Here is a 25,502-nt window from a genome sequence, read left to right on the forward strand (position 1 = left end):
GCGGCGGCCCACCGCCGCGCCGGCCAGCGGGTCAGCCGACGCCGGCCTCGTGCATGCCGCGCAGCTCTTTCTTCAGCTCGGAGATCTCGTCGCGCAGCCGGCCCGCCAGCTCGAACTGCAGCTCGGCCGCCGCGGCGTGCATCTGGTCGCTGAGCTGCTGGATGAGGCCGGCGAGCTCGGCCGCGGGCATGCCGGCGAGATCGGCGGCGTGCTTGCCGGCGCTGCCGACGCTCGCGCGCACCCCCGGCACCGGCGACTTGCCCCGGCTGGCGGCCCGCCCCGAGCCGCCGATGAGCGCCTCGGTGTCGGCGTCCTCGCGGGCCAGCAACTGGGTGATGTCGCTGATGCGCTTGCGCAGCGGCGTGGGGTCGATGCCGTGCTCGGTGTTGTAGGCGACCTGCTTCTCGCGCCGCCGGTTGGTCTCTTCGATGGCGTTCTGCATGGACGGCGTGATGGTGTCGGCGTACATGTGCACCTGGCCGGAGACGTTGCGGGCGGCGCGGCCGATGGTCTGGATCAGAGACGTCCCGGACCGGAGGAAGCCCTCCTTGTCGGCGTCGAGGATGCTGACCAGCGACACCTCCGGGAGGTCGAGGCCCTCGCGGAGCAGGTTGATGCCGACGAGCACGTCGAACTCGCCCATCCGCAGTTCGCGCAGCAGCTCGACCCGGCGCAGGGTGTCGACCTCGCTGTGCAGGTAGCGCACCTGGATGCCGCGTTCGAGCAGGTAGTCGGTGAGGTCTTCGGACATCTTCTTGGTCAGCGTGGTGACGAGGACCCGTTCGTCGCGCTCGACGCGGAGCTGGATCTCGTGGATGAGGTCGTCGATCTGGCCCTTCGTGGACTTGACCACGACCTCGGGGTCGACCAGGCCGGTCGGCCGGATGATCTGCTCGACGACGGTCTCGACCTTGTCCATCTCGTACGGGCCGGGCGTGGCCGAGAGGTACACCGTCTGGCCGATGCGCTGGAGGAACTCCTCGAACCGCAGCGGCCGGTTGTCCATGGCGCTGGGCAGCCGGAACCCGTGGTCGACGAGGGTGCGCTTGCGGCTCATGTCGCCCTCGTACATGCCGCCGATCTGCGGCACCGTGACGTGCGACTCGTCGATGACCAGCAGGAAGTCGTCGGGGAAGTAGTCGAGCAGGCAGTTGGGCGCCGACCCGGGCTGGCGGTTGTCCATGTGCAGCGAGTAGTTCTCGATGCCGGACGTGAACCCGACCTCGCGCATCATCTCGATGTCGTACGTGGTGCGCATGCGCAGCCGCTGCGCCTCGAGCAGCTTGCCCTGCCGCTCGAACTCGGCCAGCCGCTGCTCGAGCTCGGCCTCGATGCTGGTGATGGCCCGCTCCATGCGCTCGCGGCCGGACACGTAGTGGGTGGCCGGCGCGACGTAGGTCTCCTGCTCCTCGCGCATGACCTCGCCCGTCAGCGGGTGCATGGTCATGATGCGCTCGATCTCGTCGCCGAAGAACTCGACCCGCACGGCCAGCTCGTCGTACATCGGGATGATCTCGAGGGTGTCGCCGCGCACCCGGAACGTGCCGCGGGTGAGGTTCTGGTCGTTGCGGGTGTACTGGACGTCGACCAGCTCGCGCAGCAGCCCCTCGCGGTTCTTCTCGTCGCCGACCTTGAGGTGCACCATGCGGTGGAGGTACTCCTCGGCCGACCCCAGGCCGTAGATGCACGACACCGTGGCCACCACGATGACGTCGCGTCTGGTCAACAGCGACCACGTGGCCGAGTGCCGGAGCCGCTCGACCTCCTCGTTGATGGAGGAGTCCTTCTCGATGTAGGTGTCGCTCTGCGGGACGTACGCCTCGGGCTGGTAGTAGTCGTAGTACGAGACGAAGTACTCGACCGCGTTGTTCGGGAACATCTCGCGCAGCTCGTTGGCGAACTGGGCCGCCAGCGTCTTGTTCGGCACCATGACCAGCGTGGGCCGCTGCAGCCGCTCGACCAGCCAGGCCGTGGTGGCGCTCTTGCCCGTGCCGGTGGCGCCGAGCAGGACGGTGTTCTTGTCGCCCGCGCGGACCCGCCGCTCGAGCTCGTCGATGGCCGCCGGCTGGTCGCCGGACGGCTCCCACTCACTGACGACCTTGAAGGGGGCCACCACCCGGGAGATCTCACTAGCCGCGCGCATGGGAACAACGGTATGCGCTGGCACCGACAAGGTCCGGAGGTACAGCTACGCTCACAGCGATGGACGACGAAACCCGCAGGTTCGTGACCACGTTCCGCACCTTCATGACCGAGGTCGTGCACCAGGTGCGCGAGGAGTCCGACCAGGTCCAGCCGCTGCTGCCGGTCCTCCAGGAGCACCTCGGCGTCGCGCCGCGCTCCGTTCCCGTCGTCACCGAGCAGGTCTCACCGCTGCGGTTCGCCGACGCCGACGTCGCCCTGGAGGCGCTGGCGCGGCGGCACGACGGCCACCGGCTCATCGGCGTCGGCGGCGGGATGGCCCGCCGGCACTCGTCGCTGGCCGAGATCATCGAGAACACCGGCCTGCACGGGGTCTTCCCCGTCGGCCCGGTCGACTACACGCGCGTCCCCACCGGCCCGGACACCAGCCGCCAGGTCGTCGCGTTCGGGCTCCACCTCTTCACCTTCGACGGCGTACCCCTCGTCGTCCTGCAGCGCGACGCCCAGCCGCAGTTCGGCCGCGAACTGCCCGAACTGGAGGTGCTGGCCGCCTCCGACGCCGTCGTGCCCGCCTTCCTGGACGAGCTGCACCGGCTCATGGCCGAGCACAGCGTCCTGCGCGGGCAGGTCGTCACGTTCGCGTCGGCCGAGTTCGGCGCCAGCAACGGCGACGTCACGTTCCTGCACCGTCCCACCCTCACCGCCGGCGATGTCGTCCTGCCAGACGGCGTGCTCGCCCGCATCGAGCGGCACCTCACCGGCGTCGCCCGCCACCGCGACGCGCTGCGGGCCGCCGGCCAGCACCTCAAGCGCGGCATCCTGCTGTTCGGGCCACCCGGCACCGGCAAGACGCACACCGTCCGCTACCTCATGGCCGTCAGCCCCGGCACGACGGTGATCGTGCTGTCCGGGCGGTCGCTGCGGCTGGTCCAGACCGCCGCTGAGACCGCGCGGGCGCTCGAGCCGGCCGTCGTCGTGCTGGAGGACTGCGACCTGATCGCCGAGGACCGCACCCTCTCCGGCGGGCCGCAGCCGCTGCTGTTCGAGGCGCTCGACGCCCTCGACGGCCTGGCCGAGGACGCCGACGTCGCGTTCGTCCTCACCACCAACCGCGCCGACCTGCTGGAGCCCGCGCTCGCGCAGCGGCCCGGCCGGGTCGACCTCGCCGCCGAGATCCCGCTGCCCGACGCCGCCGCCCGGCGCCGGCTGAACCGGCTGTACGCGCGCGACCTCCCCTTCACGCCGTCCGCGCTCGACGCGGCCGCCGAACGCTCCGACGGGACGACGGCGTCGTTCGCGAAGGAGCTGATGCGCCGCGCCGTCCTCACCGCCGCCGACGCCGGCCACCCACCCGGCGACGACGATCTCGCCGTCGCGCTGGACGAGATGCTGAGCGACTCGGAGGCCCTGACGCGGAGCCTCTTCGGCGGCGCGACGGACGGCGCCGGCTCGACGACGGCCGGCCCCACGGGCGGGTGGCCGCAGCCGGGGCTGGCCCCGCCGGGCGCGTAGCGCGGCGTACGGACGCGGGCGCCGGGCCGGCGCGAGCAGCCGGCGTCACACCCGCCAGCCGACCTCCTCTGCCCAGGCGTCGGCGCTGGCGAGAGCGGCGTTGATCCACGGCGTCTTGCGGGTGGCGTAATCGTCGACGGTGTCGTGCGGCTGGGCGGCGAGGTCACGCTTGAGCGCCGCGTACTCGGCGACGGCGTCCGGGTGCGCCCGCAGCCAGTCGCGCAGCAGCAGGCCGTCGCGCCAGGACGGCGACGTCACGGGGCGGATGTGGCAGTTGACGGCGCGGCCGGGGTCGGCGTTGCAGATCAGCACCTTGTCTCGCTCGACGCCGTCACGATCGACGTCCCACCAGCGGTCCGGCAGCCGGACGAGGCCGACCTCGGCCAGCTCGCCGGCGACCTCCTCCGCCGTCGCAAGGTCCGCGACGACCAGCTGCACGTCGATCACGTCCTTCGCCGGCAGCCCGGGCACGGACGTCGAGCCGTGATGGTCCGACCGGATCAGCCGATCCCCCACGACACGCCGGATCCGTCCCAGCAGCCGCTCCCCCTGCACCGCCCAGGTCGGGTCCGGCTCGACGACGACGGCGTGCGGCGGACGGGGCGCGGCGGTCCGGGTCCGCAGGTGCTGCTCGAACGGCACCAGGCGCTCCGTCCACAGGGCGTCAACGGCGGCGTCGATATCCACAAGCGCGCCGGAGTTGTCCAGCCAGACGTCCGCCGCGGCGCGCCGCTGCGCGTCGGTGGCCTGAGACCGGATCCGGGCCAGCGCGTCGGCCGGGGTCATGCCACGGTCGTCGACAAGCCGCCGCAGCCGCTCCTCCTCCGTCGCGTGCACGACGATGACCAGCGGAAACCCGGCGACGAGGCCGTTCTCGACCAGCAGCGGGATATCCTCGACGACGACGGCGTCCGGCCCCGCCGCGGCGACCAGCTCCTGCCGCCGGCGGCCGACCAGCGGGTGGACGATCGCGTTCAGCGCGGTCCGGCGCTCCTCGTCGGCGAAGACGATCTTCCCGAGCGCCGGCCGGTCCAGCGCGCCGTCGGGCGTCAGGACACCGGGTCCGAACTCCGCGACGACGGCGGCCAGCCCCGGCGTGCCCGGCTCGACCACCTCCCGCGCGACGACATCCGCGTCGACGACCGTCGCTCCCCGCTCCGCCAGCCGGCGCGCCACCACCGACTTCCCGGCCCCGATCCCGCCCGTCAGCCCTACTCTCAGCACCCCACGACCCTAACGGGCCGGGCTCGCCGCCCGGGGACGAGATCAGGAGAAGCGACGCGAGAGGAGTGCAGCGACGAACTCGGCCGCGACGACTGCGCGCCCCCCGGCGCGTCACTGGGTGGGATCACTGTGTTTGCCGGGTGGCGTCGCTGTTGCCAGGGCAACAGTGATCCACCCCACCCGGCGCAGCGATCTCACACAGTGAGGTGGGGATCGTGTAACGGTTCGCCGTTGTCCCGCAGTTCGCCGTTGTCCGCAAGTGGGCCGTCCCCCTGCTGCCCATTTTCTCAGCCGCGCCCGCGCGCCTCAAGCGGACTGATGGCGCTTCGCGCGGCGATGACCGCTTGACCCGCCCGCACGCGGCCAAGTACGGGCAGCTATCAGGGGGACGGGGGAAATGCGGGCAGAGGCCGCCCGGTGCGCCGTTCGCCGTTCGTCTGGCTGGCTGGCGTTCGTTGTTCGTGCCGGTGCACCGTTGGTGTCCTCGACTCCCGGAGCGGGCATCGAGGTGTGCCCAGACTGCCCCCGTCCCCCTGATAAGCGCCCGTTCTTGGCCGCGGGACCGCGGGTCAAGCGGTCACCCAACGCGCGAAGCGCCCCATTTGGGTCCGCTTGAGGCGCGGTCACGCGGCTGAGAAAATGGGCGCCAGGGGGGACGGCCAACGGCACGGAGCCCGGCGAACGCGGCAGACCCGGCGCACGGTCGGCCAGCCAACGAGAAGCCCGGCCCGACCGAGCGGACCAGGCCGACCGGCGCGATCCCCACCTCACGGTGTGAGATCGCTGCGCCGGGTGGGGAGGATCACTGTTGCCCTGGCAACAGCGACGCCACCCAGCACGCACAGTGATCTCACCCAGTGACGTGCCCGGCGGGCGCACAGTCGCCGCGGCCCGACGATGCCGAGATCGATGTGAGATCGCTGCGGAAACGACGCGACATCACTGTCGCTGACACGACAGCGTTCTCACATCGATCAAAACTCGGTTCGAGTGCCGGAGCCTCGGAGACCAAGCGAAGCTACGGCGACGGTGTCGGCGCAGTCGCGGACCCCGTCGGCGCCGTCGCGGAGCCCGTCGGCGTCGGCGTCCCCGTCGCCGAAGCGCCGAGCAGATGCGCGGCCAGGTTCACCAGCACGACCGGCTCCGCGGCCGCCGGCACCACGCCGTGCAGCAACGTGATGACGTACGTCCGGATGTCGTCGGCCATCACGAACGACACGTCCTCGACGTCGGTCAGCAGGAAGCCGTCGCGGCCGGCCACCGTCTGGGCGGTGACGACGGTGCCCGCGGCCTGCGCGCCGTCGACCGTGGAGTCGATGCGGCCCGCCGCGATGTCGGCCTCGGTGTAGCCGCTGACGGCGATCTCCAGCGGCACCGGCGGCGGCGTGGGCGGCGGCGTCGTGCCCTCCGGCACCTCCGGGACGCCGTAGCTGCAGGTCAGGCGGCCGGTGCGGCCGGAGTCGGGCAGGAATTCGTCGTTGTAGACGCGGACCGTCTCGCCCTGCATCGGAACCTGCAGGATCTGCGCGATCTCGCCGGCGCTGGCGAGGTCGCTGCACAGCTCGGGCACACCGGTGGTCGAACCGGGTGACGCGGACGGCTCGCCCGCCGCGTCGGTGCCGTCGCCGTCCGTGGGCTCCCCCGACGTCGGCACGACCGGCACCTCGGGCTCGTCGCCGTTCGAGCAGCCGGACAGCACCAGGAGCAGCGGCAGGAACAGCGTCGCGGCCGCGGCCGGCCGGCCCCGCCGGCGGTCTCTGCTCGTCACGAGCACACCGTAACCTCCCGCGCCGTCGCGGACACCGCGGCGCGACGGCACACATGCGACGAGCCCCGCACCCGAGGTGGGTGCGGGGCTCGTGCGATGCGTTCGGCTCAGTTGCCGGTGAGCTTCTCGCGCAGCGCCTGAAGCGCTTCGTCGGACGCCAGCGTGCCGGGCCCCTCCTCCTCGGGCGCGCCGCCCGAAGAGTACGTGGACGGGTTGTCGGCCTTCGCCTCGGCGTCGGCCTCCTGCGCGCTCTCGATCTGGGACTTGTGCGCCTCCCAGCGAGCGTGCGCCTCGGCGTACTGCCGCTCCCACTCCTCACGCTGCTTCTCGTAGCCCTCGAGCCAGTCGTTGGTCTCGGGGTCGAAGCCCTCGGGGTACTTGTAGTTCCCCTCGGCGTCGTAGTCGGCGGCCATGCCGTACAGCGTCGGGTCGAAGTGCTCGCTGACGTGCGCGGCGGTGTCGCCCTCGTTGGCCTGCTTCAGCGACAGCGAGATACGGCGACGCTCGAGGTCGATGTCGATGACCTTGACCATGACGTCCTTGCCGACCGTGACGACCTGCTCGGGCACCTCGACGTGGCGCTCGGCCAGCTCGGAGATGTGCACGAGGCCCTCGATGCCGTCCTCGACGCGCACGAACGCGCCGAACGGGACGAGCTTCGTGACCTTGCCGGGCACGATCTGGCCGATCTGGTGGATCCGGGCGAACTGCTGCCACGGGTCCTCGAGGGTGGCCTTCAGCGAGAGCGACACGCGCTCGCGGTCCATGTCGACGTCGAGCACCTCGACGGTGACCTCCTGGCCGACCTCGACCACCTCGGACGGGTGATCGATGTGCTTCCAGGAGAGCTCCGAGACGTGCACCAGGCCGTCGACGCCGCCGAGATCGACGAACGCGCCGAAGTTGACGATCGAGGAGACCACACCGGAGCGGATCTGGCCCTTCTGCAGCGTCTGCAGGAAGGTCGACCGAACCTCGGACTGGGTCTGCTCGAGCCAGGCGCGGCGGGACAGGACCACGTTGTTGCGGTTCTTGTCCAGCTCGATGATCTTGGCCTCGATCTCCTTGCCGACGTACGGCTGGAGGTCGCGGACCCGGCGCATCTCGACCAGCGACGCGGGCAGGAAGCCACGGAGACCGATGTCGAGGATGAGGCCGCCCTTGACGACCTCGATGACGGTGCCGGAAACGACGCCGTCGGCCTCCTTGATCTCCTCGATCTTGCCCCAGGCGCGCTCGTACTGCGCGCGCTTCTTGGACAGGATCAGGCGGCCTTCCTTGTCCTCCTTCTGCAGGACGAGGGCCTCGACATCGTCGCCGACGGCGACAACCTCGGAGGGATCGACGTCGTGCTTGATGGACAGCTCACGCGAGGGGATGACGCCCTCGGTCTTGTAGCCGATGTCGAGTAGGACTTCGTCCCGGTCGACCTTGACGACGGTACCGGAAACGATATCGCCGTCATTGAAGTACTTGATGGTCTCGTCGATCGCGGCGAGGAAGGCTTCCTCGGACCCGATGTCGTTGACGGCGACCTGCGTGGTCGTCCTGGGGGCCGTCGAGGTAGGCGTCTCGGCCTCGATGCTGCTCGTCATGTGGAAGGGGACTCCGGACAAGGTTCGGTGGTAGCTTCATGCGCCAGGACCATTGGATCGCTGTGCCATCACCGACCAGGTCCTAGTTCCCCTGAGCCGCCAACCGACAATAACGAGCGCGAGCCTGCTCCGTCCGAGGTTCGCGCAGGCCCACAGCGCACACATAGGTTACCTGTCCGCGACGACCAGGGTCAATCGACGGTAGGTCGCGAGTTGATCACGGCGGCGGATTCAGCTATGGGATGACCTGGCACCATGCCCCGTTCCTCGATTCGCACCAGCGTACTCCCCTCCGGCCGGCTCGGCGGCGGGTGGTATCGGTGCAGGCAGGACCGTGTTCTGGGGTGCTCCCGGGCACGGTCAGTAGCGGTGCATGCTGCCCGCGGACCGGCCGTCCTCGTCGAATTCGTCGAACAGTGCGTCGTCGTCGCGGGCGCGGCGGCGGCCCTGCGCCGGGGTGGCGGGGGTCGGCTCCGGGGTGGCGGCGGCCGGCTGGACGAGGTCCGCGGCGGCGGCCGGGTGGCCGGCCGAGGGCTGGGTCGCGGCGTCGTTCGCGGCCTCGGCGTCGGCACCGGTCGCGGCCTCGGCTACCGCGTCGGCCTCGGCCGGGACCGGGCCGGAGCCGGCCGGCTCGGCGGCGCCGCCGCTGGCGGCGAGGTCGGGGTGCTCCTGAGCGAACCGGGCCAGCTCGGCGCGGGCCTGCTCGAGGCGGACCAGGTCGGCGCGGGCCCGCTCCAACTCGGCCGACCCGGCATCGGCCGGCGCGGCCCGCCCGGCCGTCGTGCCGGCGTCGGCCGGAACGGCGGGCTCGGCGTGGTCGTCGTGCGGCTGGGCGGGGGTGAGCGGGCCGGTCGGCGACTGGCCGAGCAACGACTGCGCCGACTGTCCCTGCGCCTGCGCCCGGCCCACCGGCGGCCGGACGGAACCGGACTGCGGGCGGCGGCGCGGGAGCGACGACTGCTCCGGGGCCTGGCGTGAGTCCTGATCGGCGTGGACGAACTGACCGGCGTCGTCGACCGGAGCGGCGTACTGCGGGTCGGCGTACTGCGGGTCGTCGTGGATCGAGTGCGCCGAGCGGTCGGCGGCCACCGCGGTCCCGGCGCCGGGAGCGGTCTCGAAGTGCAGCCGCGGCTCCTCGGCGTACGTCGCCGGCGTCTCCTCCGGTGGCATGGGCTCGGCCGCTGCCTGGTGCGGCGTCGCGTCGTACGCGGAGAGCTGCGGCGGCTCGTATCGCGGCCGCTCGAACAGGGACCGCGTCGGCTCCTGGACGCGCGGCCGCTGCTGCAGCGCCGTCCGCTCCCCCGCCGGCCGCGTCACGACGCCGGCCGAGCCGGACGGGTCAGACGACCCGCCGACACCGTCGGGACCGTCGTCGGCACCGGGCGACCGCCGCTTGCCGTGGTAGGAGCCGCGGCGGGCGAGCAGCAGCCCGGTCACCACGAGGACGAGGCCGCCGGCGGCCGCGGCGACCGGCACGGTGTCGCGGACCAGGCCGAGGCGGTCGGCGCTGGACGAGTACTCGTCGACGTTGGCGGTGACCTGGGCGTCGGTGTAGGCGATCGTGCCCTGGACGATCGTCGGGCCGCGGGTGCCCTCGAAGTCGAGGTAGGAGTCCTGCTCCTCCTCGCCCTTGATGATGGCGCCGGTGCGCGGCTCGACCCAGATGGTGCGGGTGTTGCTGTAGACGCGGTCGGCGACGATCGAGCCGGCCTGGCCGAAGAGGGCGCCGGGGACCTCCAGCGCCGACACCGGCGTCGGCTCGACGACCTGCTCGAAGACGTAGACGGGGAGGCCTTCGAGGGTGGTCTCGTTCTGGAACTCCATGGGCCGGGTGTCCTGGATGGTGGAGTCCCAGAACGGGTACGACCGCTGCTCGGTGCCGAACGGCAGCTTGAAGTAGTAGCCCTCGTGGTCGACGTCGACGCGGTCGGCGGACTCGCCGGTGGGCGTGTAGTACTGGTCGTGGCCGTCGACGGAGTCGGCGCCGTGGCGGTCGAACGCGACCCGCTCCTCGTAGTACGAGAGCACGTTCTCTTCGGGGGTGGCGCCGGCGCCGGCCTCGTCGAACGTCGTGACGCTGGTGTCCCAGACGGCGGTGTCGCCGGTGCTGTCGCCCTGGTCGGGGATGATCCGGCGGACGGAGCGGACGTCGGTGACGCGCTCGATCTCCGCGTCCTGACGCACGACGGCGCCGAGGTCGAGCACGGTGACGGCGTTGCCGGCCGACACCCGCTCGGCGACGTCGTTGGAGACGACCGCCAGCCGCGGGTAGGCGTACCAGCGGGACAGCGGCGCGAGCACCAACATCAACACGCCCAGTCCCACCAGGACCAGGCCGATACTGCGCCGCATGGACAAGCCTTCCGGATCGGGGTCTCCGCGTCCGCCCGCGCGCAACCACCGCCGGGCGCGGCCCCGGGGCGGCACGGGGGCTCCTGCGTGAAACTACCCTCCGCGCCGGGCGCGTGCATGCCACTCGGCAAACATCGCCCCCGATCAGAGCCGCGTTGTCCACAACCCGCCGGCTGTGCGCCAGCTGTCCACAGATGTGTGAGCGGGCCTGCCGACAGCCGCTCGGCCGCCGAAAGTGGTCGCATGACAACTCGGTTGCGCATCCTCCCGCCCGATGTGGCGGAGCTGCTCGTCCGCTGCCACGGCGTGGTCGACCTCGCGACCGCGCGGCGGGCCGGTCTCGAGGAGAGCAGGCTTCGCCGGCTGGCCGCCGCCGGGCTGCTGGTCCGGTTGGCGCCCGGCTGCTACGCGTCCGCCGCCGTGCTGGCCGCGGCGTCCTCGTGGGCGGGGTATCGACTCAGATCGCGTGCCTTCGCCCTTTTCAGCGGCGATTCCACCATCCTGACGAGCTGGTCGGCGACAGCGACGTGGGAGCTGCCGACCGTTGGTCCGGCGCCGGGGCGAGTGACGGCGATCCGGCTGAGCGGCACTGGTCAGAGCGTCCAGCACGGTCGGTACGGTGACATCAGGATCGCGACGATCCCGGCTGGCCAGGCGCGGCACACCCAGGGCATCGGCCTCATGAGTCCCGGCTGGGCCGTTGCCGACTCGGCCAGGTCGGGACCGGTGCTGCCCGCCCTCGTCGCCGCTGATGCCGCGACGGCGGCGGGCCATGATCTGCAGGCTGCGGTCCTCGCCATGGCCGGGTGGCCGGGAGTCGGGCGGGCGCGGTGGGTGTCCGAGCACGCCGACCCACGGGCCGAGTCACCGCTGGAGACGCTCGGGCGGTTCACCTGCCTGGAGTTCGACCTGCCGCTGCCGGTGTGCAACGCGTGGGTCGGCGAGATCGAGCCGGAGTACCGGGTCGACGGGCTCTGGCCATTCCACGGCGCGGTCTTCGAGGCCGACGGCGCGCTGAAGTACGACAACCGTCCCGAGCGTCGCGCATCGTGGCGCGGCAAGGCGAACGCGAGTGGCGGCTGCGCCGTCTGGGGCTGGACGTCGTCCGGTTCGGCTGGGACCTCGCCTGGCGTCATCGGGCCGAGCTGGCCGCCCGATTCGCCGCCGTGCTGCGCGACAGCGCCCGGCGCGAGGCGACGGTGCGCTGGTGGAGACACGTTCCGGGGTCGGCGCGGTCCAGCCCGAGCCGGCGGACTGGCCCTCGCCCGCGCCGAGCGGCATCGTTCTGCCCGCCGGCTGGGACCGCTGACACCCGCCGAACCGGCGGATACCCGAATTTCGGGCGCGTCAGGGATCGAATCGCCGGTCAACCGCCGGAAATTCAGGTATCCGCCGGATCCGCGGACATCGAGCGGCGACGGCGAGGCCCGGCGTCGGGTGTCACCACCCTGGGCCGGTACGCGGCCGGCCCGGTCTCGGGGTCGAGCATGGCGTCGATGCGGACGTACTCGTCGTCCTCCGGGACGGTGCCGGGGCGCTGCCAGGCGACCGATCCGATGACGGCGAGGGAGATCGCGATCAGCACCAGCCCCTGCGCGAGCGCCGAGTGGGCGCCGGGCGACGGGCCCGGCCAGGGTTGCAGCGCGACGACGACGCCGGCGAGCAGGACGGCGCCGGCGGACAGCGCGGGCGCGAGCCGGGTCAGCCAGGGCCGGCCCGGACCGGCGAGCAGCACGACGGCGCCGACTGCGGCCGCTGCCAGCCCGGCCGCCCCGCCGAGCAGGACGAGGACGGCGGCGCCGAGGACGATGACGGGCGCGGCCCGCTGCCTGCGGTGCCGGGCGAGCGGCCGCGCGAGCGGCTGGGTGAGCGGCCGCGCGAGCGGCACGGTCCGCCGTGCCCGCCGTCCGGTATACGCGCCGACGGCCTCGCTGGGCACGCGCTGCGGCGGCACGGACGACGGCGCCGGCGGCACCCGGGTGCCCCGCCAGGCCAGGACGCCGACCAGCAGCACGGCGCCGAGCCCGGCCAGCAGCGCCCACCGGTAGGGCCGGTCCGGCGCGTAGGTCAGCTCGACGACGCCGGCCGCGCCGACCGGCAGCACGAACCCCTGTGACCAGCCGTCCAGTCGCACCGGGTCCAGCGTCTCGCCGTTCAGGGTGGCCTGCCAGCCGGTGTTGAGGTTCTCGGTGACGGCGAGGACGGCGGGCTGGTCGCGGGCCGGCACGACGACCTCGCGTGCGGCCGCCTCCCACGTCTGCACCGTGACGTCGAGCGACGGCGGCGGCGCCGGCGGCCCGTCCACCGGACGCAGCGTCGCCGTCTCGGGCCGCAGCGCCCCGGTCGCGCGGACGACGACGTCCACCGCCCCGGCGTCCAGGGCCACCGGCCCGGACCCGTCGCCGCAGGGCAGCACGTCCAGGCGCCGCCCGTGCAGCAGGTCGCCGGCGGTCGTCTCGACCCGCGTCGTCACGGTCGATCGGCCGACGGCCAGGGACGGCCCGTCCCCGCAGGCGATGACGACCGGACGCGACTCGTCGACCGGCAGCCGCAGGTCGTCGGCGCCGAGCACCTCGACCTCGGACACCCCGGCCGGCAGCACGGAGCGCAGCCCGAACGCCGCGTCGCGGTCCTCGACCTCGGACACCTCGACGATCGTGACGGTCAGCTCGTCGGTGCGCACCGGCTCGGGGAACACGACCGCGCCGTCGCCGTCGACGCCGGCCTGGAACCGCGTGTCGCCGGCCCGCACCTCGACCAGGCTGGGCCGCGACGCCGCCAGCCACGGCTCGACCTCCAGCCGCAGCCCTTCGACGGTGCGCCGCGGCCCCCAGGCGAGGGTCAGCGCCGGCGACTCGTCGCCGGGCGCGGCGACCCAGCCGGTGCCGGGGTCGCGGTCGACGGCGGCCTGCGGGCGGCCGAGCGGGTCGGTGACGGCGCGCGAGCTGGCCGTCGCGACCATCGCGTCCGGGTCGGGCGCGAGCAGTTCCTCCAGCGACCGGCCGGGCCGCGGCCGCGCCGTCAGCTCCGCCTCGTACTCCGCTGCGGCGGCCAGCTCGGTGCTACGGCGCAGGTCGCGGTTCTCCTCGCCGGGCCGGGCCAGCTGCCCGGCGCACCGGGCGACGCCGGTGTCGCCGGAGGTCGTGGCGACGCACTCGCCGCGGCGGCCGTCGGCGACGGCGAACACGAGCGTGGCCGGCGCGGGGTCCCCGGACGCCGCGCCGCCGAGGTCGGCCGCCGTGACGGCCGGTGCGGCCAGCGTCCGGGTCACCTTGAGGTCCGGGACGGCCAGCTCGCGGATGCCGGCGCCGCTGACGGTGCCCTCGCCGACGGCGACGACGGTCACCCGCAAGGTGGTGGTCCGGCCGGACGGGACGGCGAGCACCTGCGCGCCGTCACCGGGGCTCAGGTCGCTCTCCAGGACACCGGTGTCGGTCTGGACGGCGACGCGCTGCGGCGGCGCGCTGACCGGCCCGCCGATCAGCGGGGTCAGCTCGACCGACGTCACCCGCCGCGGCTCGTCGAAGCTGAGCTCCAGCCACTGCCCGGCGGCGCTGCCGTACTCCCCCGACACCCAGCTGGTGCCGAGGTCGCCGTCGACGGCGGCCCACGGCGAGTTCTCGGCGCCGCGCGCCATGGTGGCCCGCGGGTCGGCGCCGGACGACGACGCCGTCACGTCCGCGACTCCGGAGACGACCGCGACGGTCTCGCGCGCGGGGTCGTCCACCGGCAGGAAGTCGCGCACCACCCGGCCCAGCCCGCCGCCCTCCCCCGCCCGCAGCACCTCGGTGACGTTGTCGCGGCTGGCGCCGAACCAGACGGCCCGGCGGCGCAGCCCGTCGGTGACGACGGGCACCGGGTGCGGGTCGGCGATCCCGGCGCCGTCGCCGGCGACGAACGCCGCGCGGCCGTCCAGCAGCCCGGCGTCGCCCGCCGTCAGCAGCGACTCCGGGCCGCCGGAGATCCGCAGCGTGCCGTCCAGGGGGTACGCGGCGACGCGGTGCTCCTCGGCCTCGGGATCGGTGATCGCGTAGACCTCCACCGCCGGGTACCGCACGTCCAGCCGGGAGTCCGAGGCGGTGCCGGGGTCGTCGGCGGCGCCGGTCTTCGGGCCGAACGTCGCGACCCGCTCCGCGCCCGGCAGGTCCGCGATGGCCTGGTGGACGAGCGCGGCGCGCGGCGCGTCGGTGCGGGACCGGTCGAGGTCGTTGCGGACGACGAGGTGGCTGACGCCGGCCCGGCGCAGCGCGTCGACGACACCGGCGCCGCCCTCGCCGGCCGCGAGCCGCGCCTCGACGGCGTCCAGCAGCCTGATGTTGCCGGCCGACGACAAAGGGACGGAGTCGCGCACCGCCCACGGGGTGTCGCCCAGCGCCTGCAGCGGCTCGTCGCGCGGCGCGCCCCAGGTGTACTGGGCGAACGACGTGCCCGGCACCAGCAGCGCCCGCCCGGTGCCGGCGTTCTCGTCCAGCCAGTCCGACGCCTCGTGCCAGTAGCCCGGGATCGCGTCGTACGAGCCCGCCTGCGGCAGCCGTCCGGCCAGCGCGGGCGTCGCGACGCCGGCGATCACCACCACGGCGAGCCCGACGACGAGCACTCGGAACCGGCGCACCGAGATGGCCGGCACCCGCAGCATCGCCAGCGCGTGCGCCAGCCCGAGCGCGAGCGGCAGCCGCAGCACGACGTCGAACTTGTGCACGTTGCGGAACGGCGCGAGCGGCCCGTCCAGCAGCTCGCGCACCGTCCCCGCGAGCGGGCCGGCCGCCGCGCCCAGGTACCCCGCCGACACCAGCGCGAGCCCCACGACCGCGCTGGTCAGCAGCACCCGCCGCCCGGGCATGTCGCGCCGTGCCAGCCCGCCGAGCCCGATCGCCGCGATCAGCACCGTGTGCAGGATCAGCACCGGTTCGCTGGCCAGCAGCCAGCCGGCCGGCCACTGCGGCCCACCGGCGACGGAGAGATAGGACAGCCAGTGGTCGTTGCCGCGCAGCACCTCGATCAGCGACGTGTGCTGGGTGGTGTTGCCGGCGGTCTCGATCCAGTCGAGGAACGGCGGGCTGTGCGACCCGAGCAGCAGCAGCGGCACCCACCACCACACCGTCACCGCCGCGCAGCAGCCGGCCCACCAGGCCGCGAACCGCCACCGGCCGGGCCAGTGCGGCGCCAGCAGCAGCCACAGCCCGGCGGGTACGACGGCGGCGGCGGTCGCGGCCGCGTTGACGCCGCCCATGCAGAGGACGGCCAGGGCGGACAGCGCCGCGTTGCGCACGACCGGGCCGCCACGCCAGGCCCGTACCAGCGGGATCAGCGCCCACGGCGCCAGCGCCGTCGGCCACGCCTCGACCGACACCGCGCCGAGCGACACCAGGATCCGCGGCGCCAGCGCGTACACGAGGCCGCCGAGCAGCCGGGTCCAGGAGCGGCCGACGCCCAGCTCGCCGGCCAGCTTCACGACGCCGAGGAACGCCGCGACCAGGATCAGCGACCACCACAGCCGCTGCACCATCCACGCGGGCAGCCCGGCGACGTCACCGGCGAGGTGCAGCGGGCCCATCGGCCACAGGTACCCGTAGGCCTGGTTCTGCAGCTGCCCGAACGCGGCGGCCGGCTCCCACAGGTGCAGCGCACGCTCCAGGAACCCGCCCGGGTCGGCGGTGAGGTCGAGCTTGGTGTCCGGGACGATCTGCCCGGGCGCCTGCCGGAACGCCAGGGCGACCAGGCCGAGGCAGCAGGCGACAAGCTGCAGCCGCCATGCCGGCAGGTAGCGGCGCGAAGCGCCACGGGCAGATTGTAGGCGCCACGCCTGAAATCGGCGGCGCGGCGCGGCGCGGTGGAGGGTCATCGGCGGCGCAGCACCACCGCGAGGTTCCACGTGGCCAGCTCGCGCAGCCCGGGCACCCGGACGACGCCGCGCGCCCACCACGGGTGGTAGCGCGGGAACGCGTCGAGCAGTTCGCCGTGCGGGGTGTGCCGGGCCCACAGCAGCGCGTCGGCGACGGACACCGGGAACAGGCTGGCGCCGAAGCGGTTCTTCGGCTCGTGCCCGTGCCGGCGCCGGTACCGGCGGGCGGCCGACTCGCCGCCGAGGTAGTGCCACGGCGCGGTCTCGTGCCCGCCCCACGGCGACAGCCAGACGGTGAACGAGAGGTAGACGATGCCGCCGGGACGGGTCACGCGCAGCATCTCCTCGGCCATCGTCCACGGGTCCGGGACGTGCTCGAGGACGTTCGACGAGTAGCAGACGTCGGCGGCCCCGTCGCGGATCGGCAGGGCCATGCCGCTGCCCATGACGGAGCCGGGCTCCGGCTCGCCGCGGGCGGACAGTTCGCCGAGGTCGCTGTCGACGGACAGATAGCGGGCGCCGGCGCGGCGGAACGCGTCGCGGAAATAGCCCGGCCCGCCGCCGACGTCGAGCACCAGCGTTTCCCGCAAATCGGCATAAACGGACAATTGCGCAACCGAATCGGCGGCCAGCACGCCATAGAAATGGTCGGGGTCACGCTGCTCGGAGAGGAATGCCCGAAATAGCCGGACCGAACGGGTCAACGTCGTTCTGTCGCGGGATTCGGTGAGGAGCACGACCGCACATTACGACAATTACCCGGCCGGTCGTGGCGAATCGTCACGACTGGCGGAAGAACGGACTCACGTCGGCCGTGACGGGCACCCGGTGCGGGTCCAGCGCGACGCCGGACGTGACCGCGGCGACCCGGCGGGCGGACCGCTCGGCGGCCTCCGCGGCGACGGTGCGGCGCAGCAGCGCGTCCCACGAGCGGACCGTCTGGTCCCAGGTGAACGTGGCGGCGCGGGCGGCGGCCGCGCGGCCCAGCGCGGTGCGGCGGACGCCGTCGGCGAGCAGCTCGTCGGTGGCCGCGGTGAGGCCGTCGAGGTCGTCGGCGAGCAGGCCGGTGCCGCCGTCGACGATCGACTCGGCCAGCCCGCCGGCGCTGCGGTAGCCGATGGTTGGCACCTGGTGCTGCGCCGCCTCGACGACGGTGAGCCCCCAGCCCTCCTTGACCGACGGCGCCAGCATGAGCCAGCTGCGGGCCAGCTCGGCGTGCTTGGCCCGCTCGTCGACGAAGCCGAGGAAGTCGGTGATGTCGTCGACGCCCAGCCGTTTCGCCTCGGCCGTCAGCCGGTCCGACCACCAGCCGTCGCCGATGACGCTGACCCGCAGGCCGGGCCGGCTCGCGCGGAGCCGGGCCGCGACCTGCAGCGCGTGTTCGACCCGCTTGTGCGGCACCAGGCGGCCGAGGACGCAGATACGCGGCTGGTCAGAGCGCTGCGTCGTCGTGGCCGGTGCCGGCGCGGTGCCGTTGTGGACGACGTCCACTCGCCCGGGACCGACCCCGAGCGCGGCGAGTTCCGTCCGGGTGATCTCCGAGACGGTGACGTAACGGGAATTCCGGTAGACGCGAGGCGCGAGCCGGGACTCCAGCCACCAGCCCAGGCGGGCGGTGGCGGGGCCGTAGACGACGCCCCACTGCTCGCGGTGGACGTGGTGGACGAGGACGACCACGGGGCACCGGACGGCCAGGCGGCTCCAGAACGGAATGCCGTTCTGCACATCGACGATCACGTCGGGCCGTCCGAGTGCCCCGCTGGCCAGCATCCGGACCGCATGCGCGTAGACGGTGAACTTCCCGCCGCGCCGGACGATCCGGTAGCCGTCGCGCCGCTCCACCTTCGGCGCGCCCGGATGGGCCGCACAGAAGAACGTCACGTCGTGCCCGGCGGCGGCCAGGCCCGCGGCGACGTTCTCCACGTAGCGTTCCGAGCCGCCACCCTCCGGGTGGGTGGTGTCGCGCCAATTCAGCAGCACGACGCGCAATGGGCGCGACTCGACCAGGGTCTCTGGAGAATGCACGGTGGTATGGGTGACGTCAGTTGTCGTCGTAGTTGATCAGTTCTTCGTGACTGACGTCGTCCGCGTCGCTCGGCTGGCTCACGTTCACGGCGGTGACGACGGTCAGCCCGGCGAGCACCACTCCCACAATGGCGGCGACAACGCCTCCGAAATTGCCCATGAACTCTGGTACTCCTCGAGCGGTGCGGAAATCACGACTCTTGGGAGCGTAACGACCGCCGTCTGCGGGAGAAGGCGTTTCGGGCAACATCAGCCGATGCGACGGCGAGAATGACCGAAAAGATGATATCGGCGACGATGACTGGCGGAGCGGGCGGAATACGGGTCCATGTGCCGATGTCGCCGGGAACGCGATAGAGGTCGAACGTCCCGTTGATGTCGACCGATTCGAGCGATTCGAGGAGTCCGTCCGGAACGGTCCCCGGAGTGTCCCGCTCGACGGCGACCCAGCCGACGCCGAGGGCGGCCAGTTCGCGGGCCGCGTCGTCGCCGTCGAGGGCCGCGGCGACCTCGGCGGCCCGGCGGTCCTCCCCCGGCACCACGGTGTCGCCGACGGGCAGCGCGTCGGGCACGACCACCTCGGCGTCGAGATAGCGCGGGGCGGGGTCGAGCACCGTCCGGTCGCCGGCCCACGGGAACCGGCGGAACGGCTGGTACGGCAGCACCACCACGTCGCCGCGCCCGCCGTCGATCGCCGCCCGGACGCCGGCCCAGGCGGCCGGGTAGTGCGACGGCTCCAGCCGGCCGGCCGCGCCCCACGCGAGGTCGGGCAGCGCCGCGACCGGGACCAGCGCCGCGGCCAGCGCGACGGCGACGGCGGTGTTCCGGTTCACGGCGGCCCGGGCCAGCCGGGCGGCGCCGGCGGCCGCGGCGAGCGCGACCAGCAGCGCGTACCAGGCGAGGAACTTCTGGCCGTCGCGGATCAGCCCGCCGCCGGGGACCTCCGCCACCAGCCACTCCAGGACGGCGTCGCCGCCGGGCAGCGCGCTGCTGAGCGCGACGACGAGGCCGGCGGCGGCCAGCGCGGTGAGGACGACGAGTTCGGCCCGGCCGAGATGGCGGCGTAGTTCCGTCGCGCCGAACACCGCGAGCGCCAGCAGCACCACCGTCAGCGCCAGCGCCGACGGCAGCGCCCGGCTGTCCGGCACCGCGCCCTCGTTCCAGATGCCGCCGAGCGTGAGCAGGCTGCCGAGCAGCCCGAGCGGCGAGTCGGACGCGGCGGCGAACGCGGCGACGCCGGCCGGGTCGGACACCGCGGGGTCCGGGCGCAGGACGGACGGGACGATCCACGGCGCCTGCAGCGCGAGGACGGCGACGGTGCTCACGACCCGGACCCGCCGCGAGTGCCGTCCGCCGGGGGCGAGCACGAGCAGCCCGAACAGCGCCGCCGCGAGCAGCCCGCCGGTCGGCGTCAGCGCGGACACCCCGACGAGGAGCACGGCCGGCGCGAGGGCGGACGTGCGGCCGCGGCGGACCCGGCGGCCCAGGATCAGCAGCCACGGCAGCGCGGCGTACGCGATCAGCGTCGGCCAGTGCCCGATGACCAGCCGCTCGAACACGTAGGCGTTCCACGCGTAGGCCGACGCCGCGACCAGCCGCGTCCCCGTCCGGACCGTCGGCAGCGCCAGCCCGGCGCCCAGCGCCGCGCCGAGCACGATGCCGCCCAGCGCCAGCTTCTGCAGCAGCTGCCCGGTGAGGACGGAGTCGAGGATCGCGACGGCCGCGTCCAGCGGCACCGCCCGCGGCACCGCGCTGCTCAGCCCGACCGACGACGGCAGCAGCGCCTGGTCGGGCACCGCCACCATGTCGTAGGAGAGCACGTAGCCGGGCCAGGCCAGCGGCCCCAGCATGGCCGCGGTGAGCAGGGCGCACCACGTCAGCAGGATCCAGTCGCCGCGGTGGGCCCGGCGGTGCTTCGCGCCGCTGTCGGGCGGCGCGACGGCGCCGGCGACGGTATGCGGGGCGCTCACACCTGTCCCTCCCCGCACGATCGACCTTGCGGGGAGCATAACGGTCACGGCCGCCGCGCATGACCGATTCACCCAGGCCCACCCCTGCGCCCCGTTGATCTTGGAGTAACCGCGGCACCAACCGGGCATTTCGCCCGGCAACTCTGCCGTTACTCCAAGATCAACTCGGGCGGGGAGACGGGGCGGCCGCCCCGGGGGGCGTGACGGCCGCCCCGGGACTCAGCTGCGGCGCTTGCGCAGCAGCGTCGCCGCGGCGGCAGCGGCCGCGAACACGCCCAGCGCCACCACGCCGCGGGTGACGTTGCGGCCGCCTTCGCCGCTCACCTCCGGGATCTCATACGTGAACGCCGTCTTCAGCGTCGCACCCGCCGGCGCACCGTTGACCAGCGCCTCGTTCGTCGCGCGGTCTGCGCCGGCCTCGAGCATGGCGTACCGGGTGCCGAAGTCGGCGGCGGTCTCCTGCCCGGCGCCGGCCAGTTGCGACGCGCCCTCGGTGGACAGCCGCTGGGCGCCGTCGACGAGCTGTGGTGCGCCCTGGGCGGCCTGCAGCAGGCCGTCGTAGATCTGGACCGATCCGTCGGCGGCGGTCTCCAGGCCACCGGCCAGCACCCCGGCCCCGACGGCGGCCTCGTCGGCGCCGTCGGCCAGCCGGCCGGCCCCGTCGGCGATCTGCCCGGCGCCGTCGGCCGCCGCGGACGCGCCGTCGGCCAGCTCGCCCGCGCCGTCCGCGACCTGCCCGGCGCCGTCCGCTGCCGTGGACGCGCCTTCCTCCAGTTGGCCCGCGCCATCGGCCAGCCGGCCCGCGCCGTCGGCGGCCGCCTCGGCGCCCGCGGCCAGCTCGCCGGCCCCGTCGGAGATCCGCAGGTTGCCGTCGTGCAGGTCGTGCGCGCCGTCGGTGAGCTGCATCAGCCCGGAGATGAGCGCGTCGCCGCCGGCGATGATCTGGTCGACGCCGTCGCTGAGACCGTTCACGCCGCCGCGCAGCGTCTCGTCGGCCGGGGTGTCATCCGGCTCGCCGACGCCGCCCTGCACCGACCCGACCACGCCGCTGACCAGCTGTCCCACGCCCTCGTCGAGCAGGTTCAGCCCTTGCAGCAGACCGGGGTCGTCGGAGCACGGGTCCAGCTCGTTGGACAGGCCGCACTGCAGCCGCACCAGGCCGCGCAGAACGCCGTCGCCGCTGGTCAGGGCGGCTTCCAGCGTGTTGAGCCCGCCGTACAGGGTGTCGCGGTCCATCGGGTCGTCCGGGTTGGCCAGCGACGAGCGGCCGTCGGCCAACTCGCTGCGCAGCGTGCTCAGCACCTGGTCCGTGATCGGGTCGACCTGGTAACCCAGGGTCGGACGGGCCGAGTTCAGCAGCAGCGCCGACTGCGTGTCGTAGCAGGGCGGCCCGAATCCGCTGGTCTTCCGGTCCGCGATGTCCTTGAGCACGACGACGGCGCAGCCCAGGCGCTGGTAGGCGCCGGGCGCCGAGGCGGACTCGTTGTAGACGCCCTCAGCCATCTGCTCCAGCGCCGGCACGGCCTGCGTCTCCAGACCGTGACGGATCGTCTCCAGCCCGCCGAGCAGGGTGCCGTCCTCGTCGACGTCGCCGATTCCGGCCCGCAGCCGGTCGATGCCGTCGACCAGCGGCCGCGCCTGCTCGGGCAGCCCGCCGATGCCGTCGTACAACTGGGTGAGCCCGTTGTCGACGCGGTCCAGGCCGGACCCGACCTGCTCCAGCCCGCCGATCAGCTCGGGCGCGCGGTCGCCGGCCGTCTCCAGCCCTTCGGCCAGCTGGCCCGCACCGTCGGCGGCCGCGGCGGCGCCGTCCTCCAGCTGCGACGCGCCCGGCGCGAGCCGCCCCTGCAGCCCGGCGGCCAGTTCCTCGCCGCCGTCGGCCAGCTGACCGGCGCCCGGCACCAGCTGGTCCGACAGCCCGTCCGCCAGCACGCCGGCGCCGTCGGCCAGCCGCTGCGCGCCCGGCGCCAGCTCGCCGTTGACCCCTTGGTAGAACTCGTCCGCGCCGGCCCGCAGCTCGCGGGCGCCCGGCGCCAGCTGGTCGCCGAGCCCGTCGGCCAGCTCGCGGGCGCCCGGCGCGGCCTGGTCGGACAGCCCGGTGCTCAGCTCCTGCGCGCCGTTGCGCAGCTGGATCAGCCCGCCGAGCAGGTCGGCGGCGCCGTCACGCAGCCGCAGCAGGTTCTGGTCGATGGTCTGCGCGCCCTCGGTGAGCGCGATACCGGAGTCGATGCCGCCCTCGTACCCGGAGACGCCGGTCGCGTACGTCGGGCTGTCCAGGGGCGACACCGGCAGCGCCGACAGCGTCGCCCGCGGGATGGTGCCGTCCTCGATGATCGCGGTGTAGCCGAACTCCTGCTCGGCCGAGCCGATCGGCGGGAACAGCGTCAGCGCGTACGTGAGCCGGGTGCCGCCGCGGCCGTCGCCGCCCATGTTCGCCTCACCGGAGCGGACGCTGGTGAACGACGACGGCAGCGTCGTGGTCATCGTCCCCACCATCGGGACGTAGACCTCCTCCTCGGCGGTCACCATGGTGCCGGTGCCGTCGTCGTACTCGATCTCGCGCGGCTCACCGGTCTCGTTGACGACCTTGTACCGGACCTCCAGCTCGCCCGACTCCCCCACCACGTCCCCGGCGTCGACGACCTCGCCGTCGAGCCGGTACTCGACCGACACCGACAGCGGCAGGTCACCCTCGAAGTCGGACACGGTGCGCCGCCGCTGCTCCCCGTCGACGTCGGTCTGCAGCACCGCCTCGCCGTCCTCGGTGTCGGTGCCGCCGAAGCCGTCGAGGTTGCGCAGGCCGTCGGTCGTGACGGGGTTGCGCAGGTCGACGCTGCCGGTGCCGGTGAGGTCGAGCTGGTCGTAGACGCGGGCGCGGTCGACGCCGCCGTCGGCGTTCAGGTACACCTGCACCGTCTCGGTGTTGGTGACGTCGACGTCCGCGGCCGCGGTGGGCGCGGCCACGAGGACGAGGGTGACGGCGCCGGCGGCCGCCGCGGCGATCCGGCGGCTCATCGCAGCGCCCTTTCCCAGAACGGGCCGCGCGCGGTCTCGTCGGCCGGTTCGGGCTCGCGTTCCGGTGGGACCGCGTCCGGCTCGTCGTCGGAGGCGTACCGGCCGCGCTCGCGGGCCCGCTCCTCCTCGATGGTGTTGCCGAGGAACACGGTCGCGAGGAACCCGAACGCGGCCGCCAGCAGCACCGTCGTCAGCGCCGTCGGCGACGTCTCGACGAACTCCGGCGGAGCGGCCGTGTAGGCGACCTCGTACGAGCCGACCACCGCGGCCGCCCCGATCAGGAAGGACCACAGCGGCAGCCGGCCGGACGTCAGGAACGCGATGAGCAGGCACGCCAGCACGACGATCATGGCAGCGACGCCGCGCCCGGCGGACGTGTCCGGCAGCCAGGCGGCCCGCAGCGCGTAGCCCAGCCACGCCAGCAGCGCCCCGGCCAGCAGGCCGCTCGCCCGCTCCCACGGCTGCCGGTCCGGCACGACGCCGGTCGCGCCACCGAGGGCCGCCCCCAAGAGGGCGACGTGTTCCAGCTCCAACCCGAGCCAGTCGCCCCCGAAGACCAGCACGCCGGTCGCCACAGCCAGGAACACTCCTGGCAGGAAATAGCCCCTCATCGCTTCCTCTCCGGCGGACGTCCGCGGCCACCGATATCGATGAGGTGACTTCTTACCAGCCAGTAACAAGTTGCGCCAGTACTTTGGGCAAGAAACTTGGTCATGCAAGAACAACCGGGCACTTGGGACACCCCCGGCACCCGGCAGCAGACGGCCGACGGCGGCGCTCTCCGGCACGCTCGGGCAGCCAGCGCCCCGCCGGCTGACCAACCAACCACCCGTTCCAGGCCGACCGCGACCACCGGCCTGGCACGATAGGCCCGTGCTGCAGCTCGCGAGACGCCTGCTCGGTGCCGGGCGCGGCTCCGCGGGGCTGCTCGCCCTCGGCACCAGCGCCGCCAACCTGCTCGGGTATGCGCTGACGGTGGCGGGGGCGCGGCGGCTGGGGCCGCACGAGTTCGGTGCGTTCAGCGCGCTGCTGGCGCTGATCATCGTCGGCAACGTGGCGGCGCTGGCGGTTCAGGCGACGACGGCGCGGGCGGCGGCGACCGGGCGGCCGGTGGCGCCCGCCGTCCGGTCCGGGCTGGTTCTCGCCGTGGTGATCGGTGTGGGGCTGACGGCGCTGAGCCCGCTCGCCGAGTCGGTGCTGCAGCTGCCGTCGCCGGTGCCGGCGGTGGCCGCGGCGGTGGCCATCGCGGCGCTGACGGCGACGGCGCCGCCGCTGGGGATCATCCAGGGCCGCGAACGGTTCGGCCTGCTGGCCGCGCTGGTGGCGGTCCAGGCGACGCTGCGGGTCGGCGGCGGGCTGGTCGGCATGGCGTTGGAGCCGACGGCGACGAGCGCGCTGATCGGCATCGCGCTCGGCTTCGCCGCCGCGGGTGTCGTCGCCTGGCTGGTGGCGCGGCCGGCGTCGCTGCGCGGCGGGTTCGCCGTCCGGTCGACGCTGTCGTCGGGTGCGATGCTGCTGGGCTTCGTCGTGCTCACCAACATCGACGTGATCCTCGCCCGGCACGTGCTGTCCCCCGAGGCCAGCGGCCTGTACGCGGCCGGCTCGATCTTCACCAAGATCGCCTTCTGGCTGCCGCAGTTCGTGCCGATGCTGGCCTTCCCCGCCCTCTCCGACCCGGCTCGCCGGCGGACGGCGGTCACGCTCGGCCTGGCGGCGGTCGCGGTCTGCGGCGCCGGGCTGACGGTGCTGTGCTGGCTGTTCGCCGGTCCCGCGGTCGACCTCATGGCGGGGCCGTCCTACGACGATGTCGTGCCGTGGGTGCCCGGGTTCGCCGCGCTCGGCGCGCTGTACGCGCTGGCGCACCTGCTCGTGTACGCGCACCTGGCGCAGCGCGACCGCTGGACCACCGGCGTGCTGTGGGTGGTGCTGGCCGGCTACGTGGTCGCCGTCGAGGTGTGGGCGACGACGCTGGCCGGCGTGCTGGCGCCGGGGCTGGTCGCGGCCGGGCTGATCGTGCTGTGGGGGCTCGCCCGCGAACGGACAGCTTGATCATGTCC

14 protein-coding genes and 1 pseudogene are annotated in these 25,502 nt (G+C 73.7%); 3 read left to right on the top strand and 12 right to left on the bottom strand.

Annotated features, from left to right (window positions below; all coding sequences use genetic code 11):
- Positions 1 to 31: 31 nt before the first annotated feature.
- Positions 32 to 2,143 (bottom strand): excinuclease ABC subunit UvrB, encoded by a 2,112-nt coding sequence (gene uvrB / locus ACW62_RS05160; protein WP_053202989.1) that lies wholly within the window; start codon positions 2,141 to 2,143, stop codon positions 32 to 34.
- 59 nt (positions 2,144 to 2,202) lie between these two features.
- Between uvrB and ACW62_RS05165 the strand changes: the two genes are divergently transcribed.
- Entirely contained in the window at positions 2,203 to 3,654 is a 1,452-nt protein-coding gene (locus ACW62_RS05165; protein WP_053202990.1) for an AAA family ATPase, read from the top strand.
- Positions 3,655 to 3,699: 45 nt separating this feature from the next.
- On the opposite strand, the gene coaE is transcribed toward ACW62_RS05165, so the two are convergent.
- From coaE to pgfA, 4 genes are all read right to left on the bottom strand, one after another.
- A complete protein-coding gene (coaE, locus tag ACW62_RS05170; RefSeq protein WP_053202991.1) occupies positions 3,700 to 4,878 on the bottom strand; it encodes a dephospho-CoA kinase in 1,179 nt (392 codons plus the stop codon).
- Between the two features lie 1,018 nt (positions 4,879 to 5,896).
- Positions 5,897 to 6,646 (bottom strand): hypothetical protein, encoded by a 750-nt coding sequence (locus ACW62_RS05175; protein WP_157574405.1) that lies wholly within the window; start codon positions 6,644 to 6,646, stop codon positions 5,897 to 5,899.
- A 107-nt stretch (positions 6,647 to 6,753) separates the two neighbouring features.
- Positions 6,754 to 8,241, bottom strand: coding sequence for a 30S ribosomal protein S1 (rpsA, locus tag ACW62_RS05180; protein ID WP_053202993.1), 1,488 nt, complete (start codon positions 8,239 to 8,241; stop codon positions 6,754 to 6,756).
- 360 nt (positions 8,242 to 8,601) lie between these two features.
- Complete coding sequence (pgfA, locus tag ACW62_RS05185; RefSeq protein ID WP_053202994.1) at positions 8,602 to 10,593, bottom strand: cell envelope lipid trafficking protein PgfA; 1,992 nt, start codon at positions 10,591 to 10,593, stop codon at positions 8,602 to 8,604.
- A gap of 243 nt (positions 10,594 to 10,836) precedes the next feature.
- Here pgfA and ACW62_RS36460 point away from each other — a divergent pair.
- A pseudogene (locus ACW62_RS36460) lies at positions 10,837 to 10,995 on the top strand (type IV toxin-antitoxin system AbiEi family antitoxin domain-containing protein); the annotation flags it as partial.
- Positions 10,996 to 11,974: 979 nt separating this feature from the next.
- Here ACW62_RS36460 and ACW62_RS05195 read toward each other — a convergent pair.
- The 7 genes from ACW62_RS05195 to ACW62_RS05220 all read right to left on the bottom strand — a co-directional run bounded on the left by ACW62_RS05195 (position 11,975) and on the right by ACW62_RS05220 (position 24,056).
- Positions 11,975 to 16,435: an alpha-(1->3)-arabinofuranosyltransferase gene (locus tag ACW62_RS05195; protein WP_053202996.1), complete on the bottom strand. Its 4,461-nt coding sequence runs from the start codon at positions 16,433 to 16,435 to the stop codon at positions 11,975 to 11,977.
- A complete protein-coding gene (locus ACW62_RS05200) occupies positions 16,432 to 17,172 on the bottom strand; it encodes a methyltransferase domain-containing protein (protein WP_053202997.1) in 741 nt (246 codons plus the stop codon). Before ACW62_RS05200 ends, ACW62_RS05195 begins: the two co-directional genes overlap by 4 nt.
- Before the next feature lie 43 nt (positions 17,173 to 17,215).
- Entirely contained in the window at positions 17,216 to 18,460 is a 1,245-nt protein-coding gene (locus ACW62_RS05205) for a glycosyltransferase family 4 protein (RefSeq protein WP_205629145.1), read from the bottom strand.
- A gap of 16 nt (positions 18,461 to 18,476) precedes the next feature.
- Complete coding sequence (locus ACW62_RS33795) at positions 18,477 to 18,620, bottom strand: hypothetical protein (protein ID WP_157524295.1); 144 nt, start codon at positions 18,618 to 18,620, stop codon at positions 18,477 to 18,479.
- 31 nt (positions 18,621 to 18,651) lie between these two features.
- On the bottom strand, positions 18,652 to 20,430 hold the full coding sequence (locus tag ACW62_RS05210) for an MmpA family trehalose lipid delivery protein (protein WP_053202998.1): 1,779 nt from the start codon (positions 20,428 to 20,430) through the stop codon (positions 18,652 to 18,654).
- Between the two features lie 219 nt (positions 20,431 to 20,649).
- Positions 20,650 to 23,445, bottom strand: coding sequence for a hypothetical protein (locus ACW62_RS05215; RefSeq protein WP_053202999.1), 2,796 nt, complete (start codon positions 23,443 to 23,445; stop codon positions 20,650 to 20,652).
- Positions 23,442 to 24,056: a hypothetical protein gene (locus tag ACW62_RS05220; protein ID WP_157574407.1), complete on the bottom strand. Its 615-nt coding sequence runs from the start codon at positions 24,054 to 24,056 to the stop codon at positions 23,442 to 23,444. Before ACW62_RS05220 ends, ACW62_RS05215 begins: the two co-directional genes overlap by 4 nt.
- A 262-nt stretch (positions 24,057 to 24,318) precedes the next feature.
- Here ACW62_RS05220 and ACW62_RS05225 point away from each other — a divergent pair, with 262 nt between their 5' ends.
- Positions 24,319 to 25,494 (top strand): lipopolysaccharide biosynthesis protein, encoded by a 1,176-nt coding sequence (locus ACW62_RS05225; protein ID WP_053203001.1) that lies wholly within the window; start codon positions 24,319 to 24,321, stop codon positions 25,492 to 25,494.
- Positions 25,495 to 25,502: the final 8 nt, after the last annotated feature.

This window comes from Jiangella muralis (assembly GCF_001270745.1).
GTDB lineage: Bacteria > Actinomycetota > Actinomycetes > Jiangellales > Jiangellaceae > Jiangella > Jiangella muralis.

Coding starts and splice junctions, on each gene's coding strand:
- uvrB (WP_053202989.1), bottom strand. CDS start 2,143: ATGCGCGCGGCTAGTGAGATCTCCCGGGTGGTGGCCCCCTTCAAGGTC.
- ACW62_RS05215 (WP_053202999.1), bottom strand. CDS start 23,445: ATGAGCCGCCGGATCGCCGCGGCGGCCGCCGGCGCCGTCACCCTCGTC.
- rpsA (WP_053202993.1), bottom strand. CDS start 8,241: ATGACGAGCAGCATCGAGGCCGAGACGCCTACCTCGACGGCCCCCAGG.
- pgfA (WP_053202994.1), bottom strand. CDS start 10,593: ATGCGGCGCAGTATCGGCCTGGTCCTGGTGGGACTGGGCGTGTTGATG.
- ACW62_RS05165 (WP_053202990.1), top strand. CDS start 2,203: ATGGACGACGAAACCCGCAGGTTCGTGACCACGTTCCGCACCTTCATG.
- ACW62_RS33795 (WP_157524295.1), bottom strand. CDS start 18,620: ATGGGCAATTTCGGAGGCGTTGTCGCCGCCATTGTGGGAGTGGTGCTC.
- ACW62_RS05220 (WP_157574407.1), bottom strand. CDS start 24,056: ATGAGGGGCTATTTCCTGCCAGGAGTGTTCCTGGCTGTGGCGACCGGC.
- ACW62_RS05195 (WP_053202996.1), bottom strand. CDS start 16,435: ATGACCCTCCACCGCGCCGCGCCGCGCCGCCGATTTCAGGCGTGGCGC.